General features: G+C 37.5%; 19 protein-coding genes. 4 read left to right on the top strand and 15 right to left on the bottom strand.

The annotated features are described in order from the left end of the window. The first annotated feature begins 30 nt into the window (after nt 1–30). A complete protein-coding gene (locus JNG87_RS04860; RefSeq protein ID WP_202842080.1) occupies nt 31–921 on the top strand; it encodes a ferric siderophore ABC transporter substrate-binding protein in 891 nt (296 codons plus the stop codon). Nucleotides 922–936: 15 nt separating this feature from the next. On the opposite strand, the gene JNG87_RS04855 is transcribed toward JNG87_RS04860, so the two are convergent. From JNG87_RS04855 to JNG87_RS04815, 9 genes are all read right to left on the bottom strand, one after another. Beyond that, nucleotides 937–1,329: a hypothetical protein gene (locus JNG87_RS04855; protein WP_202842078.1), complete on the bottom strand. Its 393-nt coding sequence runs from the start codon at nt 1,327–1,329 to the stop codon at nt 937–939. A gap of 65 nt (nt 1,330–1,394) precedes the next feature. Further along, complete coding sequence (locus JNG87_RS04850; protein ID WP_202842075.1) at nt 1,395–2,798, bottom strand: nucleoside recognition domain-containing protein; 1,404 nt, start codon at nt 2,796–2,798, stop codon at nt 1,395–1,397. Between the two features lie 270 nt (nt 2,799–3,068). Further along, entirely contained in the window at nt 3,069–3,578 is a 510-nt protein-coding gene (locus tag JNG87_RS04845; RefSeq protein ID WP_202842073.1) for a DUF6973 domain-containing protein, read from the bottom strand. Nucleotides 3,579–3,632: 54 nt separating this feature from the next. Continuing rightward, entirely contained in the window at nt 3,633–4,487 is an 855-nt protein-coding gene (accD, locus tag JNG87_RS04840) for an acetyl-CoA carboxylase, carboxyltransferase subunit beta (protein WP_002982142.1), read from the bottom strand. Nucleotides 4,488–4,576: 89 nt separating this feature from the next. After that, nucleotides 4,577–5,647, bottom strand: a complete 1,071-nt coding sequence (gene fbaA / locus JNG87_RS04835) for a class II fructose-bisphosphate aldolase (RefSeq protein WP_202842072.1) — start codon at nt 5,645–5,647, stop codon at nt 4,577–4,579. A gap of 70 nt (nt 5,648–5,717) precedes the next feature. Then, nucleotides 5,718–6,584, bottom strand: a complete 867-nt coding sequence (locus JNG87_RS04830; protein WP_110009016.1) for an NAD kinase — start codon at nt 6,582–6,584, stop codon at nt 5,718–5,720. A gap of 1 nt (nt 6,585) precedes the next feature. Beyond that, nucleotides 6,586–7,239 carry a CBS domain-containing protein gene (locus JNG87_RS04825; protein WP_110009017.1) on the bottom strand — a complete coding sequence of 218 codons (654 nt, stop codon included), beginning with the start codon at nt 7,237–7,239 and terminating at the stop codon, nt 6,586–6,588. 187 nt (nt 7,240–7,426) lie between these two features. Next, nucleotides 7,427–7,957, bottom strand: a complete 531-nt coding sequence (locus JNG87_RS04820) for an RNA methyltransferase (protein WP_110009018.1) — start codon at nt 7,955–7,957, stop codon at nt 7,427–7,429. Between the two features lie 5 nt (nt 7,958–7,962). Further along, a complete protein-coding gene (locus tag JNG87_RS04815) occupies nt 7,963–8,583 on the bottom strand; it encodes a toxin-antitoxin system YwqK family antitoxin (RefSeq protein ID WP_202842070.1) in 621 nt (206 codons plus the stop codon). A 55-nt stretch (nt 8,584–8,638) separates the two neighbouring features. Here JNG87_RS04815 and JNG87_RS04810 point away from each other — a divergent pair, with 55 nt between their 5' ends. Next, the gene (locus tag JNG87_RS04810; protein ID WP_227941281.1) at nt 8,639–9,238 is read left to right on the top strand and encodes a hypothetical protein; all 600 of its coding nucleotides are present in this window, start codon (nt 8,639–8,641) and stop codon (nt 9,236–9,238) included. Between the two features lie 12 nt (nt 9,239–9,250). Here the strand turns inward: JNG87_RS04810 and JNG87_RS04805 are convergent, their stop codons facing one another. Continuing rightward, nucleotides 9,251–10,129, bottom strand: a complete 879-nt coding sequence (locus JNG87_RS04805; protein ID WP_110009020.1) for a bestrophin family protein — start codon at nt 10,127–10,129, stop codon at nt 9,251–9,253. Nucleotides 10,130–10,392: 263 nt separating this feature from the next. Here JNG87_RS04805 and JNG87_RS04800 point away from each other — a divergent pair, with 263 nt between their 5' ends. Further along, nucleotides 10,393–11,262: a cupin-like domain-containing protein gene (locus tag JNG87_RS04800; RefSeq protein ID WP_202842068.1), complete on the top strand. Its 870-nt coding sequence runs from the start codon at nt 10,393–10,395 to the stop codon at nt 11,260–11,262. Nucleotides 11,263–11,458: 196 nt separating this feature from the next. Here JNG87_RS04800 and JNG87_RS04795 read toward each other — a convergent pair whose 3' ends face one another. Beyond that, nucleotides 11,459–11,989 carry a GNAT family N-acetyltransferase gene (locus tag JNG87_RS04795; RefSeq protein ID WP_202842066.1) on the bottom strand — a complete coding sequence of 177 codons (531 nt, stop codon included), beginning with the start codon at nt 11,987–11,989 and terminating at the stop codon, nt 11,459–11,461. Between the two features lie 126 nt (nt 11,990–12,115). Between JNG87_RS04795 and mutS the strand changes: the two genes are divergently transcribed. After that, nucleotides 12,116–14,707: a DNA mismatch repair protein MutS gene (gene mutS, locus JNG87_RS04790; protein WP_202842064.1), complete on the top strand. Its 2,592-nt coding sequence runs from the start codon at nt 12,116–12,118 to the stop codon at nt 14,705–14,707. A 220-nt stretch (nt 14,708–14,927) separates the two neighbouring features. Here mutS and JNG87_RS04785 read toward each other — a convergent pair whose 3' ends face one another. From JNG87_RS04785 to JNG87_RS04770, 4 genes are all read right to left on the bottom strand, one after another. Then, nucleotides 14,928–15,095, bottom strand: a complete 168-nt coding sequence (locus JNG87_RS04785) for a bacteriocin (protein ID WP_202842062.1) — start codon at nt 15,093–15,095, stop codon at nt 14,928–14,930. A gap of 154 nt (nt 15,096–15,249) precedes the next feature. Further along, complete coding sequence (locus JNG87_RS04780) at nt 15,250–15,408, bottom strand: hypothetical protein (RefSeq protein WP_162800871.1); 159 nt, start codon at nt 15,406–15,408, stop codon at nt 15,250–15,252. A gap of 42 nt (nt 15,409–15,450) precedes the next feature. Then, the gene (locus JNG87_RS04775; RefSeq protein ID WP_202842061.1) at nt 15,451–15,612 is read right to left on the bottom strand and encodes a hypothetical protein; all 162 of its coding nucleotides are present in this window, start codon (nt 15,610–15,612) and stop codon (nt 15,451–15,453) included. Between the two features lie 121 nt (nt 15,613–15,733). Continuing rightward, nucleotides 15,734–16,576, bottom strand: coding sequence for a hypothetical protein (locus JNG87_RS04770; RefSeq protein WP_202842059.1), 843 nt, complete (start codon nt 16,574–16,576; stop codon nt 15,734–15,736). Nucleotides 16,577–16,636: the final 60 nt, after the last annotated feature.

Genomic DNA, 16,636 nt, shown 5'->3' with positions numbered 1-16,636 from the left:
CCGGATTTCCGGAAAGAATTACGTTTTAAGATGAAAAGCTATACAGCAAACAGAAACGAAGAAAATAAAGACAGAGTAAAGAGCGCATTGCTTTCTATTCTCATCTGGGCTGCTATTCTGCTTTTTGTTTTTTTGTATAAATTAAAACCTGAACTGGATAAAGATCCTGAGGTGGTTACTACCATGCTGGTGAACTTTGGAGATAACAGAAACGGAAAGGGAATTGAAGAACCTGCCGAACAGCCGGGAAGCCTTGCCGCTGCAACTGAAGAAGTGGCACCCGAGCCTGCAGAAACTCCGGTTCCGGAAACAAAAACAGTTATAAAACCAGAACCAGTACCAACTCTGGAGCCAAAGAAAACAGAGGTTAAAGAGAAGGTTATTACAGGAAACAATTCAAAAACAACCGTTCCTAAAAAAGAGGAATCCAAAAAAGCTGAGAAAAAAGAAGCAACCAGCACAAGTGCTTCTAAAAATACTAAAAAATCCGGAGCGACCACTGCCAATTCAAAAACAGGAAATGGTGACGGAAAAGGAACCGCAGCCATAGGCAACCTGATTAAAGGCAGAGGAACTAAAGCCGGAAGCCAGGGAACCGGTGATGGTATCGGAAACGCGGGAGATCCTTTAGGCGGTGACGGAAACGGTGACAGTAAAGTAGGAATCGACAGAAAATTGGTTGGTTATATTCCGGGAACAATGGGAAGAGGCGGAGCGCAGCCCTCACACAGTTGTACAGCAAGCGGATCAATTACCATTGCTTACACTGTAGATAAAGCAGGGAATGTAGTATCCGCAAGAAGAGCCGGCGGGATTTCAGATCCTTGTGTCTCATCCACATCTGTGGCCTGGGTTAAGAAATATGTAAAAGCAGAAAAAGCCAATACATCTTCAACCGGAACTTACAAAATTACCTTCTAACAATACAAAAGCACTTTATTCAAGTGCTTTTTTCAATTCATTTATTCTGTTGATGACCGGAAGGGCAAAAATACCGCTTGTCTGAAGATAAAGCTCGTAGAATGTCTTTGCTTTATCCTGAAAATCTTTGTTTTGATCGTGTTTGCTGTTAAAGTAGAAAAGATTTCCCAGCATTTCATAATAATCTTTGTGATCTCTTTCCTGTCTTTCATTCACAATCGCGATCATTTCTTCCTTGGTTTTAGAAGCAACCTCTGTGAAGCTCATCTTAAAAATGTCTCTCATCAATGTGTCAAAATCCAGTTCTTTCTGCATTAGACTTTCTTCAGGTTTATCCAGAATCAATTTTTCCAATGCCTGGGTTAATTGGCGGATGAGTCTTAAGGTGAATTCTTTATCTGTGATCATAATGGATTTAAAGTTTTAAGTTTAATGTTTAAAGTTAATAGCATCTGCTCAACCTGCAGATTTCATTAAGCAAAGAATAAGTAAGCTAATGCAATGGCAGTCATAACGCCGACTAAATCGGCCAGAAGCATGGCAATTACCGTGTATCTTGTATTCTTAACGGCTACGGCACCAAAATATACTGCAATCACGTAGAACGTCGTATCTGAGCTTCCCTGAAGCACTGCGGCTAATTTCCCCTGGAAACTATCAGCTCCAAATGTTGTCATCGTATCTACCATCATTCCTCTGGCTCCTGAACCGGATAAAGGTTTGATCAATGCAGTTGGAAGTCCATCCACAAATCTGGGATCCATATTGGCAACATTGGCGACCCACTTCATTCCATCAATGATTACATCAAATACACCGGAAGTTCTTAGTAACGAAATCGCAATCAGCATTCCAACCAGATAAGGAATAATCTTAACACAGGTGGTGAACCCTTCTTTTGCCCCTTCTATAAAGGCATCAAAAACGTTGATCTTTTTATAAACGGCTCCTAATACAATCGCAAGGAAGATAAACAGAATTAAACCATTACTTAATACTTTACTGAAATCATCCAGTTCATCTTTACTCAATTGTACAAGATACAGTACCAAAAGGGCAATAATAGCCGAAATTCCGCCTACATAAGCGATTACTACCGGACGGAGAAGATTTATTTTCTGATACAAAGAAACGATAATCATTGCAGCCAGTGTAGCGGCAAAAGTGGCAATCATACATGGCAGGAAAATATCTGTAGGGGTTTTAGATCCCATTGAGGCTCTGATGGCAATAATTGACACGGGAATTAAGGTCATACCTCCGGCATGAAGACACAGAAACATAATCTGTGAATTGCTGGCGGTATCTTTATTAGGATTTAAGGTCTGAAGGCTTTCCATGGCTTTTAAACCAAAAGGGGTTGCTGCATTATCCAGTCCCAGAAGATTGGCGCTGAAGTTCATCAGCATATGTCCGAATGCAGGGTGGTTTTTAGGAATATCAGGAAATAACTTAGAGAAAAAAGGCTGAATCAGACGGCTTAGAAGATTGATGCCACCTGCTTTTTCAGCAATGCTCATGAATCCCATAAATAAAGTCATGATTCCGATAAGACCAAGACAGATCTTCACTGCTGTTTCTGAAGTTCCGATCACTCCATCGGCTTCCTGAACACGATAAACATTTACATTTTGTTTTAAAGAATCAGTTTTATAATGAATTCTGCTGTCTGCAAAATCATTCTTTTTCATCAGGCTGTCTCTTACAACAGGAGAGAGGCTGCTCATAGGTTGTGATGCAATCTTTACTGTATCACCTCCTTTTCCCACCACCATATCATTGAAAATGGTTTTGTAGTTACCTGACGAAACGTATTTTATACTGGCAATGGCAATGGCAATGATAATGAAAGCCGACCAAATTCTGCTGAGAACCATCTGATTGATTTAATTGTTTAAACTTATCAAAAATACTTTAAACCACAAAAATAACTAAAGTCTTTTGTTATTCCGGTGCCAAAGAGAACTAATGATGGCTTCTAATCTTAAAATATATTGTTAACGCAATGCACGCAAAGGCGTTAGTACTAAGCAAAGAGAACGTCATTCATGGAACATAGCTGAATCAAATGCCCTTGCGGACGGAAATATGCATAAATTTTTTAAATTTTCCTTGCGATCCTCAGCGTTTAAAATAAAATGATTTATTTACTCCTTCAGGTAAACAAGATGACCTTCAAAATCATCATCCAGATTTTTCAGAACCTTAGCTTCATCCATTTTTTTGATTAATGCATCTACAAAGAAGCTTTTTTCAAAAAACTGGCGGTGAATTCCCGGTAAAATTTCCATGAAATAATCCATTCCGATTTTGTTGTTATGGAGATCCATTTTGGTTTCCAAAGGTTCATTCGGAAAAAGCTCTTCATGCATATCTGTTATTCTTTTGCAGAAATCCAGTGCTTTTTTCGGAGAAGAAATTTTACAGCAGTACATCATAATGAAGCAGCACCACAGCGCATGTCTGAAGGCGTTTCCAATTCCATTGTTGGAGGCTGTATCAGGGAATTTTTTCTGTGCAATGGAAAACGCTTTTACTGTTGCATAAAAACTCAGTAAAGCGAAAAGAGGATGGGGAAGGATCAGTGATAAAAGACGCATAATCTTTTTAAAACTCATGCTTCTGATGGTATTGAAAAATATCTTAAAAGTCCTCATAAATAAAAATCTCTCCCTAATTAGAGAGAGATTGTATTGTTTTTGTTACAGATACTATGCTTTTACAGCTAATAAATTAACTGTTTTGGCAACAGTATCCTGAATTTCAGTTCTTTTTACGATGAAATCTACAAATCCTTTTTCCTGTAAGAATTCTGATGTCTGGAATCCTTCCGGTAGATCTCTACCAATCGTTTCACGGATTACTCTTGGTCCTGCGAAACCAATCAGTGCTCCCGGTTCTGCCATAATAATATCAGCGGTCATTGCGAAAGAAGCAGTGATTCCTCCGAATGTAGGGTCGCAAAGGTAAGCGATGTATAAAAGTCCAGCTTCAGAAAGCTGAGCTAATTTAGCCTGAACTTTTGCCAGCTGCATCAAAGAGTAAGTCGCTTCCTGCATTCTTGCTCCTCCGGACTGACAGATAATCATATACGGAAGTTTGTGTGCAATACAGTAATCTACTGCTCTTCTGATCTTTTCTCCCATTACAGAACCCAAAGATCCACCGATGAAAGCAAAATCCATACATGAAACTACCATTTCAGTTCCTTTTACGGTTCCTACAGCGTTTCTGATAGAGTCTGTAAGCTTTGTTTTAGCTTTTACTTCTTTCAGACGGTCTTTATAAGGCTTTGTATCTTTGAAGTTTAAGATATCAATACTTTCAACATTGGCATCCAGTTCGGTAAATTTACCACCGTCAAAAAGGATGTCAAAAAATTCTGCACTTCCTATTCTTACATGAAATCCGTCTTCAGGAGAAACATAGTTATTTCTCTTTAGTTCATCATGTTCCACTACTTTTCCGGATGGAGTCTGATGCCAAAGGCCTTTGGGAACGTCTTTTTTCTCATCAGTAGAAGTGGTAATGTTTTTTGCTTTTCTTTTAAACCAGTCGAATGCCATTTTTGCTTGTATTAATGTATAAATGTAAAAAGTACCAATGTAAATGCATTTCTATGAATACTTTTTACATTGGTACAAATGTACAGTTCTTATTTTAAAGTATCTACGTTATTTAAATCTTCAAATGCTTTCACCAATCTTGCAGAGAATGTGTCCTCACCTTTTCTTACCCAAACTCTTGGGTCATAGAATTTTTTGTTAGGTTTTTCTTCTCCTTCAGGGTTTCCGATCTGAGCTCTTAAATAATCAATATTGTTTACCATATAATCTCTGATACCTTCTGTGTATGCAAACTGAAGGTCAGTATCAATGTTCATTTTGATAACTCCGTAGTCGATAGCCTCTCTGATCTCCTCTAAAGTAGATCCTGAACCTCCATGGAATACGAAGTTGATAGGCTTGGCAGCTGTTCCGAATTTTTCCTGAACATATTTCTGAGAATTGTCAAGGATTTTCGGCGTAAGAACTACGTTACCCGGCTTGTAAACTCCGTGTACGTTACCAAAAGCAGCAGCGATTGTGAAGTTATCAGAAATAGCTTTTAATTTTTCATATGTATAAGCTACATCTTCAGGCTGAGTATATAGTTTAGAGTTATCAACATCTGAGTTGTCAACACCATCTTCTTCACCTCCTGTTACCCCGATTTCTACTTCAAGAGTCATCTGTAGCTTAGCCATTCTTTCGAAATATTTAGCAGAAATTTCAAGGTTTTCTTCTAAAGGCTCTTCAGAAAGGTCTAACATGTGAGAAGAGTAAAGGGATTTTCCTGTCTGCTTGAAGAATTCTTCGTTAGCATCCATCAATCCGTCGATCCAGGGAAGTAATTTCTTTGCACAGTGGTCTGTGTGTAGAATTACAGTTGCTCCGTAAGCTTCTGCAAGCGTATGAATATGTTTTGCTCCAGCGATAGCTCCTAAGATAGCAGACTTCTGTCCGTCATTGCTTAATCCTTTCCCTGCATTGAAAGAAGCTCCACCATTTGAAAACTGAATAATTACAGGAGCGTTTAATTTCGCTGCAGTTTCCATCGTAGCGTTTATGTTGCTTGATCCAATTACGTTTACTGCAGGTAATGCAAATTTGTTTTCTTTAGCATACTGAAAGATATCAGTAACTAACTGACCTGTGGCAACTCCTGCCGGAAAAATTCTGCTCATGTTTTACTTTTTATTATAAATTTATTAGGTGTTTTAATTTCGTGTAAAGGTAATCATTTTTAAGAAATTACTAGTTTCTTTTATCTCTGCCCCAAAGGAGCTTCTGACGGATGGTTTCATAGAAACTCAAACTGTTGGGCTGCACCAGAAGAAGCTGGAATTTAGCCTTTTTAATGATGATTTCCTTGTCGGTTTCTATATGTATCAGTCGGGAGTCTAAAGAAAGAGAGTATTGTGGTACACGGCTTTCCACCCTGAATTTTATTTCTACTTTATCATTCACAACCAACGGCCTCACATTCAGATTGTGAGGAGCAATAGGAGTAATGACAAAATTTTCGTTATTGGGAGAAATGATAGGGCCTCCGCAGCTCAGAGAGTAGGCGGTAGAACCTGTAGGTGTTGAAATGATCACGCCGTCACCCCAGAATACATTCAAAAACTCGTCATTGATATATGAGTCAACGGTGATCATGGAGGTTGTTTCTTTTCGGGAAACGGTAACGTCGTTTAAAGCGTAAGGAAAAACTCCCTCCAGTTTTGGAGAAACCACTTCAATGACAGAACGGCGGCTTGTTTTTACATTTCCTTTTAAGATGGAATCCAGTTCCTTAAAGGCTTCTTCTTTCGTGAAAAAAGCTAAAAATCCAAGCCTTCCTGTATTCACTCCTACCACCGGAATTTCAAGATCTTCAATAAATGTCAGAGAGTTTACAATGGTTCCGTCTCCACCAAAAGTGAAAAACAGATCCACTTCCTTATCCAGAAGATCCTGTTTGGAATTGAAAGTTTCGAATATTTTTGAAAACTGAAGTGCTTCAGCCATTTCATCATACAGAACAGATTTTACATCTCTTGCTTCAAGTTCAGAGATAAACTTACTTAAATATAGAAAAGTATCAAGATCCTTTTTCTGAGAATATATGGCTGCCTTCATGTTATATTTCTATGAATTTTTGTAAAAAACCATAACGGTCTTTAAACAGATCGGTTTTCTCATCAGAATAATATTTTTCAACGATTCTGTAGTCATACCGGTCAAAAGTAGCGTCTATCGAGGCCAGATTTTCATTGCTGATCTTTATGGTGACCTGAACTACCTCTTCAGACATAAAGCTTATAAACCCTCCGTAAAACTTCGAATTGTTGCTTTCCACAATGTTGGTAATCTCCGTCATAGAATATTTTCTGGCCGGAGTTTCTACGGTAAGAATAGCTCCTGTTTCTGAAAATAAAGGATAACGGGAAAGGTCCTGAAAAACATCTTCACAGGTAATATACCCAAGATATTTCTCATTTTTATTAATCACCGGAATCACATTGCTGCTGAAGGTATAAAACAGACGGATACTGTCCATAATATTATTGTCCTCCAGAATGGCAAAACGTTCAATCTGGTGTTCCAGATCCTTCAGTGTTCCGCCATCTTCCTCATACAGGAAATCCATAGCAAGAGCTCCGTAGAAGTGATGGGATTTTTTGATGAAAACATGGGAATATCCAAAGTCTTCCAACATATTTCTGGCCGACTCTATAGAGTCAGACAGGCTAAAACACGGAAAGTCTTTTGAGATATAGTCCTTGATAAACATTGTGCTAATTTATAAAAAATTAAATGAAACTTTTTCTGAAAACACGACTTTTTTTAAGATGAAACAAAAAAAGTGCCGTCAAAATTTGTTTGTAAAAAAAAATAAAGTACCTTTGTCGCCTTTCATTTTTACTTTTTATTAGATTTATTTCAAACTGCACTGTCTACTAAGGACATATGCAGTTTTTTTATTTTAATGCTTTTGCAAATTCCCACATCACAATTCCGGCACATACACTTACATTAAGAGAATGCTTTGTTCCAAGCTGAGGAATTTCTAAAAAAACATCAATATTCGGGAGAACCTCATCGCTGATTCCTTCCACTTCGTTTCCTAAAATTAAGGCATATTTTTTTGATCTGTCGATGGTGAAATCAGTAATAAGCCGGCTTCCTGTAGTCTGCTCAATCCCGATGATTTCGTATCCTTTGCTTTTCAGATCAGCAATCGCGTTATTGGTATCTGCGTCATGAGACCAGTCTACACTTTCCGTGGCTCCCAATGCCGCTTTATGAATCTCACGATGGGGCGGCTGCGGTGTGATTCCGCAAAGGATTATTTTTTCAATTAAAAACGCATCTGCCGTTCTGAAAGCTGCACCTACATTGTGCATACTTCTGATATTATCTAAAATGATGACCAACGGAATTTTTTCAACCTTCTTAAATGTTTCTACATCTATTCTGTTAAGTTCTTCCAGTTTTAGTTTCTGTACCAATTGTATTATTTTGTTGAGATTAATTTTCCGTCTTTATAGACCTCTGTTTTTTCGATGCTTCCGTCTTCACGGTAATGAACTCTGTTGCCGTTTCTTTTATCGTTGGCAAGTTCAGTTTCACGCTGTAATTTTCCTGATGGATAAAAGACTTTCCACTTTCCGGTAGCCAGCCCGTTGTCATACTGGCCAATATCTTTTATTGATTTCCCATCTTCATGAAAGGTCTTGCTTTCTCCCTGTAATTTATTGAATTTATAATTGGAAATTTCAGTTATTTTACCTGCAGGAGAATAAAAAGTAGCGGTAAGGCTGTTATCATAAATATTCTTCTCCCCATTTCTGAAAACTTCCCTGGAAGTAAGAACTCCATTTTTATCAAAATACGACCATTCTTTTACTTTGTATCCTTTTTTATATTCTCCTTTCGACTGCACTTTTCCGTTATCATAATAAAAAACAGCATCACCATCCAGTTTCCCTTTTTTCCATTCCACAGTATTTTTTACCTGGCCATTGTCATAAAATTCTTTACAGGCTCCTTCCTGTAATCCGTCTTTATATCCACAAGGTTTCTGTGCCGTGATCAGGACAGAAGTGGAAAAAAACAATAGAAATAGGTGCTTCATAGCTATTTTTAATTCAAAAATAGTAAAATACTTATATTTGACTCAAAAATATACTATGAAAAAATTATTCACATTATTCATATTAATATGGGGATTTATTTACCTGAGTGCACAAAATACTTATTATCCTCAAGCTTTTTTTGATAAAAAGCTCGCAAGAGACATGCTTGGATTTGGAAACTCTACCATTGAAGGAGTGGCTTCTACCAAACAAAAAAACAACTGGGGAATCAAACCGTTACTTGGAGAAAAGCATTATGCTCCCAAAGGTACGGTTGTCATGCTTTTTCCTGTTACTCCTTATTTTGAGGAATTTTATAACATGAGAAAGAAATATGAAAATAAAAAAACCACCGTATATATGTCAGAAGAGGCTTTTAAATACAGAGTGGAAGCTTTAACCGATGACCATGGGAGATTTAAATTTGAAAAACTCAAACCCGGTAAATATTATCTTGAAACCATTGTCAACTTTACGGCAACGGCAAGTTACCAGCAGCAGACAGGAACCTCAGATGCTTATAACGGCTATGGAGCCTATCTGTATTCCACTCCTATATACAGCACATTTTTCTACGGATATTCTGCTGCCAACAGGGAAAGCAAATTTGTAGAGATAAAACAGGACGGTGAACTTAAAGAAATCAAGCTTTAAAAGCTTGATTTTTTATTTTCTGATCATAATCTGCTGTACATTTTTCTCAATGTTCTGAGCTAAGGTTTCCATAGGAATATCATTTTCATCATTATTGAACGGGTCTTCAATTTCTTCTGCAATAAGCTCCAGGCTCATCAAAACATAATACACAAAAACAGTAAGCGGAATCATAAAAAGCCCGATCGTAATAACGTAAGCAATAGGCAGCGCAAAAACATACAGAATAATAAACTTCTTGATGAAAGAAGAATAGGAGTAAGGGATCGGAGTATTTTTGATTCTTTCACAACCTCCGCATACATCCAGAAATCCGGAAAGCTGGGTGTCTAAGTACAGCATTTCAACTTCAGAAACTTTTCCTTCTTTTTTTAATTGATTCAGTTTATGGCTTAACAGAATAACAATTTCACTTGGTCCATGGTTTTTCAACGAGCTTTCAATTTCAGAATAATCTTCATCCAAAGCCAGCCTTGTAGATTCCTTGGAAAGATGTTTGGCTAAAAAGTGCGGGAAATATTTTAAATATCTGGCAATCTGCTCAGCATCCTGGCGGTTGTCACCAAGAATCGTATTGATTTTTATCGCAAAGTTTCTCGTGTCATTCACCAGTTTTCCCCAAAGTTTTCGACCTTCCCACCATCTGTCATAGGCCGTATTCGTTCTGAAAACCAACAAAAGTGAAAGCACAAAACCCAGCAGAGAATGGATCATACCTACATTGCTCACTCCTGATTTTGTGGTAAGGTGCAGATATTCAACTTCCAGATACTGAATTCCCCATGAATAAAGCCCTACAAGAACCATACTCGGAAAAAGAATTTTTAAAGTATCACTTTTGTGTAAGCTGAAAAGGATTTTAATGAAATGTTTGGTATTGTAGACTCTCATAAATGCACTTATTACTACAAATATAAATTTTTCATATGAGCTCTGCCAATAAAGTAAGGAAGTATGAAGCAGGAAGAGGGACGTTATTGAAGCCGAACAGAGGTCTATGTCATTTCATAAAATCTTTTTATGAAATGATGTATAGGCGTTTACAGACAAATATTAACTTCCAGCATCTATCCTCCAGCTTCCCTCGCTTTTAATCTAAATTTTCTCAGGTTTCAAAAAAACACTATTTTTATTTCGCATTAAATACAAAGTACATGATCCTCGAAAACGTAGATATTGTAGATGATATCAGTAAAGAAGATTTTCAGAAGAATTATTTTAAAAAGCAGAAACCTCTTTTAATTAAGAATTTTGCCAGCCGGTGGGAGGCTTTTGACAAATGGAATCTTGCCTATATCAAAGAAAAGGCAGGAGATCAGGAAGTTCCTTTATATGATAACAAACCGGCTGATGCCGCCAAAAGTTCTGATGCTCCGGTGACCCGTATGAAAATGAAGGACTATATTGATACCATCAAAAGCAAACCTTCAGATCTGCGAATTTTTTTCTATATCATCACAGACAGGCTTCCCGAGTTACTGAAAAATTTCACCTATCCTGATCTTGGAATAAAGTTCTTTAAAAGACTGCCGACTTTGTTTTTCGGTGGAAGTGAGGCTCATGTTTTAATGCATTACGATGTGGATTTAGGTGATTTTATGCATATCCATTTTGAAGGAAAGAAAAGGATTTTATTATTTGATCAGAAGCAGTCGCCCTTTTTATATAAAGTTCCTTTGTCTGTGCATACCATTTACGAGGTTGATTATGAAAATCCTGATTATGAGAAATTTCCGGCACTGAAATATGCCAAAGGATACGAAATCTTCATGGAGCATGGTGATGCCCTCTTTATTCCAGGAGCATTCTGGCATTTCAACAGATATCTTGAACCTGGGTTTTCCCTTTCTTTAAGAGCGCTTCCCAATAAGCCCAATGTCTTTGCCAGTATGCTGTACCATGTCTTCATTATGAGGTATACAGATAAACTGATGCGAAAACTTTTCAAAGCTAAATGGGTGAATTACAAGCAGAAATGGGCCTATAAGAAAAGTTCAGATGCTTTGGAAAAGCACCTTTCTTAATGATAAGAATTAGAGTTTAGATAATTTTTAACGCATTGAACGCTAGTTTAATGCTTATCTGTTTATAAAGGGTCGCAAAGGCGTTTCACTCAGCGAGGAAAGCACTTCAATTGCTAAATGAAATGCCTTTGCGAACGAAAATAAGAAGCATCAATATCAATTTTCTTTGCTTCTTAGCATTAAATTTAAAATCAATTTATTTATTAATAAGACCGAAGATCGTTGCATCTACAAATTTCCCTTTTTCAAAGAAATAATCTTTCAACGTTCCTTCTTTGCTGAAATTTAAAGAAGATAACAGCCTTTCAGAAGAAATATTGGAAGGATCTATGAAAGCATCTACACGGTGGAGCCTCATACTTTCAAATCCATAGGTCAGAATCGGAAGAATCGCTTCTTTCATATAGGATTGCTGCCAGAATTCGGGATTGAGTTCATAACCAATTTCAGCCCGGAAATGCTCTTTGTACCAGTTGTGATAGCCGCAGGTTCCAATAACTTTTCCATGGGATTTTAGTTCCAGAGCCCATCTGAAACCTTTTCCTTTTTCGAATTCACTGTTAAAATGCTGGATAATGCGCCGGGAATCATCTTCGGTTTTGAAGGTTTCCAGGTCATAATATTCCATAACTTCATCCAGAGAAAAGTATTCAAACAGGTCCTGGGTATCATTAAAAGTAAGCTGGCGCAAAATAAGCCTTTCAGTCTCTAAGACAGGAAATTCCATAAATAATGTGATTTGACAGGCGAAAAGTACGATTAATTACTGATAAAGAAAAGTCGGGAAGATTAACCCTTAAACAATTCTATTACCCTGAATTTATTTTTTTAAATTTGGGGCTCATTTTTTACTATGGCAAAAACGAAGAAGGAAACTCCATTAATGACTCAGTATAATACCATCAAGGGTAAATATCCGGATGCGCTTTTACTTTTCAGAGTGGGAGACTTTTATGAAACTTTTGGGCAGGATGCCGTGAAAACATCCCAGATTCTGGGTATTGTTCTTACCAAAAGAAACAATGGAGAAGGCAGTGTAGAGCTTGCAGGATTTCCGCATCACTCAATAGATTCTTATCTTCCCAAGCTGGTAAGAGCCGGGATGAGGGTTGCAATCTGTGATCAGCTGGAAGATCCTAAAATGGTGAAAGGAATTGTAAAACGTGGTGTTACTGAATTGGTTACACCGGGCGTTACTTTCAATGACCAGGTTTTGAATTCCAAAAAGAACAACTTCCTCCTTTCATTACATAAGGAAAAAGAGAAGTATGGAATTGCTTTAGTAGATATCTCCACAGGAGAGTTTCTGGTAAGTGAAGGAAACCTGGAAAAGCTTTTGCACATTGTCAATACTTTTGACCCGAGTGAAATTATTTTCCAGAGAAGCACACAGATTCCGGAGCAGATTAAAAATAAAAATGCTTTTAAGCTTGAAGACTGGGCTTTCCAATATAATTTTGCCTATGAAAAATTAACCAATCACTTTAAAACCAATTCATTAAAAGGGTTTGGAGTGGAAGGTCTTCCACTGGCGATTACAGCAGCAGGAGCTATTTTTGCATATCTCGTAGAAGATACCCATCATAATCTGCTGGCTCATATTACGAAACTGCAGATCATTCCTCAGGAAGATTATCTGATGATGGATAATTTTACCCTGAGAAACCTTGAAATTGTTTATCCAAGCAACCCACAGGGGAAATCTCTGCTGGATATCATTGATAAAACATCTACTCCGATGGGAGGAAGATTATTGAGAAGGAGAATTATCCTTCCTTTAAAATCTGTGGATGAGATTATGAGGAGACTTTCCCTGATTGATTTCTTAAATGAAAACGATGCACTGAAATATGAAATCTGCCAGCTTCTGAAATCAATTTCAGATCTTGACAGATTAATGGGAAAACTGGCCGCAGAGAAAATTTCACCTAAAGAACTTGGTTATTTACGCCAAAGTTTAATTAATATTCATAAAATCAAAGCGTTATTGCATCCTCATGCAGATGTGCTGGCGTGGTTAGAGCCTTTATTTGATCTGGAAGAACTGATTAAATTCCTGCAGAATCATCTTAATGAAGAACTTCCGGTAAGTATTGCTAAAGGAAATATCATTAAAGAAGGCGTTTCTGAAGAGCTGGACCGACTGAGAAATCTTCAGAGCAAAGGACGGGGTTTCTTAGATGAAATGTGCCAGAGAGAGATTGAAAGAACAGGAATTACCAGCCTTAAAATTGATTTTAATAATGTGTTCGGATACTATATTGAAGTTCGGAACACTCACAAAGATAAAGTTCCTGATGACTGGGTAAGAAAGCAGACTTTAGTAAATGCTGAAAGATATATTACCGAAGAATTAAAGGAATATGAAAATCAGATCCTTGGTGCGGAAGAAAAAATAGGTGTTCTGGAAACTTCACTCTACAGAAATGTATGTGGTGAAACAATGGTTTACATCGATCAGATCCAGGGGAATTCCAATATCATTGCCCAGCTTGATGTGGCAGCGGGATTGTCTGAACTTGCTGTATCTGAGAGTTATACAAAGCCCGTTTTGAATGACGGTTATGCTATCGATTTAAAAGAAGCAAGACACCCGATCATTGAAAATGCACTTCCGTTAGGAGAAAAATATATCCCGAATGATATCTTCCTGGATAAGGATTCGCAGCAGATTATTATGGTAACCGGACCGAACATGGCCGGTAAATCGGCAATTCTGCGTCAGACCGCTATTGTATGTCTTTTGGCACAGATTGGAAGTTTTGTCCCTGCAAAACATGCGGAGATCGGGATGCTGGATAAAATCTTTACAAGGGTAGGAGCTACCGATAATATTTCTGCCGGAGAATCTACTTTCATGGTAGAAATGAACGAGGCAGCCAATATTCTGAACAATATTTCAGAACGAAGCCTGATCTTATTAGATGAAATCGGCCGTGGAACTTCTACTTATGACGGAGTTTCTATTGCATGGGCGATTGCAGAATATCTTCATCAACATCCAACGCAGGCAAAAACATTATTTGCTACGCACTATCACGAATTGAACGAAATGACCGTCAATTTCGAAAGGGTGAAAAATTTCCACGTTTCTATTCAGGAAAACAAAGGAAATATCATTTTCCTGAGAAAGCTTGTTCCGGGCGGAAGCGAACACAGTTTCGGTATCCACGTTGCAAAACTGGCCGGGATGCCTGCTAAAGTGGTAAACAGGGCCAATGAAATTCTTAAAACACTTGAAGCGAGCAGAACTCAGGGAAGTGGAAGTACTTCAGAAAGCATTAAAAGAGTGACAGAAGAAAATATGCAGCTTTCATTCTTCCAGCTCGATGATCCTGTTCTGGAGAATATTCGTGAAGAACTGACGAAAATAGATATCAATACGTTAACACCGATTGAAGCTTTAATGAAGCTGAATGCGATAAAAAAAATGATTGGAGGGTAATCCAATCATTTTTTTTAAATGCTAAAAGTCTGATTAGCAACAGTAACCGTCATTGCCCCTCGGGCCGATAATAAGGAAGTGGCTGACTCCTCTTAGTTTGCATAAACCTTCAGCGCAGGCAGCTGCCCCTCCGTTGATTTCCTTGAGCTCAGCTTTGTTGAGTCTCCTCGTTTTCAGGTTTGAATTTTTCATATTCCTTGTTTAAATAGTATAAACCTGGTTAACAACAAAATCCATCCTGCATGCCGGGAACTCCGTATCGCTCTTCTCCGGTATTCGGATCTGTGCAGCTTATTACTCTTGGGCAGATCGGTCTGTTGGCTCCTCCGCTGATCTCTTTCAGCTCATTTTTGCTAAGCTTTCTTTTCTGATTTTTTGAATTTTTCATAATAATTTTAATTTGGTAAAAGCTAATTTACAAGTTATTTTAATAGCTACAAAATGTTGTGATTCAAATTGTTAACTTTTTGCAAAAGATTTCTTCTTCAAAAAAAAGATTGAGGTGCGGCCTCAATCTTTAGTATCTAACAAAGCTTTTGCTATTAACAGCAGTATCCGTTTCTTCCTACAGGCCCGATTACATATTCACCGTCACCTCTGTCGCAAAGTCCTTCCGGGCATACAACAGGTCCGTTACCTCCGTTAATTTCTTTCAGTTCGCTTTTTGTTAATTTTCTTTTCTGAGCGTTTGATTTTTTCATGATGATTTGATTAGGGTTATTGTTTTATTTAATTTGTATGCATTAACAGCATAAACCGTCTTTTCCTACAAGACCAGGTACCGGTTCAACAGAGTCAGGCAGCATGCAGAATCCACGCAGACACCTTGGAGAAAATGCTCCTCCGTTAATTTTTTTTAATTCACTTTTTGAAAGCTTTTTGGGCTGAATGTTTTGTTTTTTCATGGTAATTTAGTTTTTGATTCAACCCAAATATACAAAACCATTCATATAATTCTATCAATTGTGATAAAATTAACATATGTGTTAATGAAAACAAAAAGAGCGCCTTAAGCGCTCCATTGTATTATAAATGATTGTATTCGTAAGTGTTCATTTCACTATTTGTAACTCCTGTTCCTGTTTTATTATAGTATGTTTTGACATTCTTTGTAGGATATCCGCTGCTATTATATTCATAAACGGATTTAAAGATGGTCCATTCACCACTTCCGGCTCCATTGTTATAATTAAGGACATAATTATAGCTTAGTATATTGTGTACGGACCCGTTTTCATCTTCCGTGTCAATAATTTTTAAAAACCCTGTTATATTTTTAAAAGGTACATTCTTGGTGTCATACACAATAGGCTGTAAAGCACCTGTTGCACTATAAAAACCTCCTGTATTATTAGGAACTGATGCGGTGTCTGTCCAGCTGCTAAGAGAGCCATCAGCATTTAATGTAGCATTTTTAGTGCCGGTTCTTACAGGTGATCCTGTAAAGCTTGCCGTATAGGTGATTTTTACATTATTACCGGAAAGATAGTTATAATTGGTTTCTACCGTAGAAACAGTTCCGGACGTAAGGTAAGTCTCACTGTATGTTTTTTTGCTCAATCTGCTGCTTCCATCATAAACATAGGTTGTTTTATAGCTGGTGCTTGAACCCGTTGTTACCTGCTGGGTAATCAGATCTCCTGAATAACTGAAAGAGGTCACTTCACCATTGGTAATGTTTTTAATCTGGGAGATTTTTGAGCCATTGTAAGTATAGGTTGAGGTCTCTCCGTCAGCAACCATTTTTGTTACTAAAACCGGGCTGTTATCATTATTATTTTGATTGTTGTTGGATGAATCTGTATCATCATTGCTGCTTGAGCAGGATGCCAAAAAGAAAACTGGCAGCAGTAAATAAGCTTTTTTCATGGTTTTAATTTAAGCCGTAAAAATATCAAAAAAATGAATCAATGGACAAATAAATTATTC

Source organism: Chryseobacterium cucumeris, from assembly GCF_016775705.1.
In the GTDB taxonomy this organism is placed as follows: Bacteria; Bacteroidota; Bacteroidia; order Flavobacteriales; family Weeksellaceae; genus Chryseobacterium; species Chryseobacterium cupriresistens.
The sequence above is the reverse complement of the archived record's forward strand: the minus strand, read 5'-3'. Positions and strand labels throughout refer to the sequence as shown.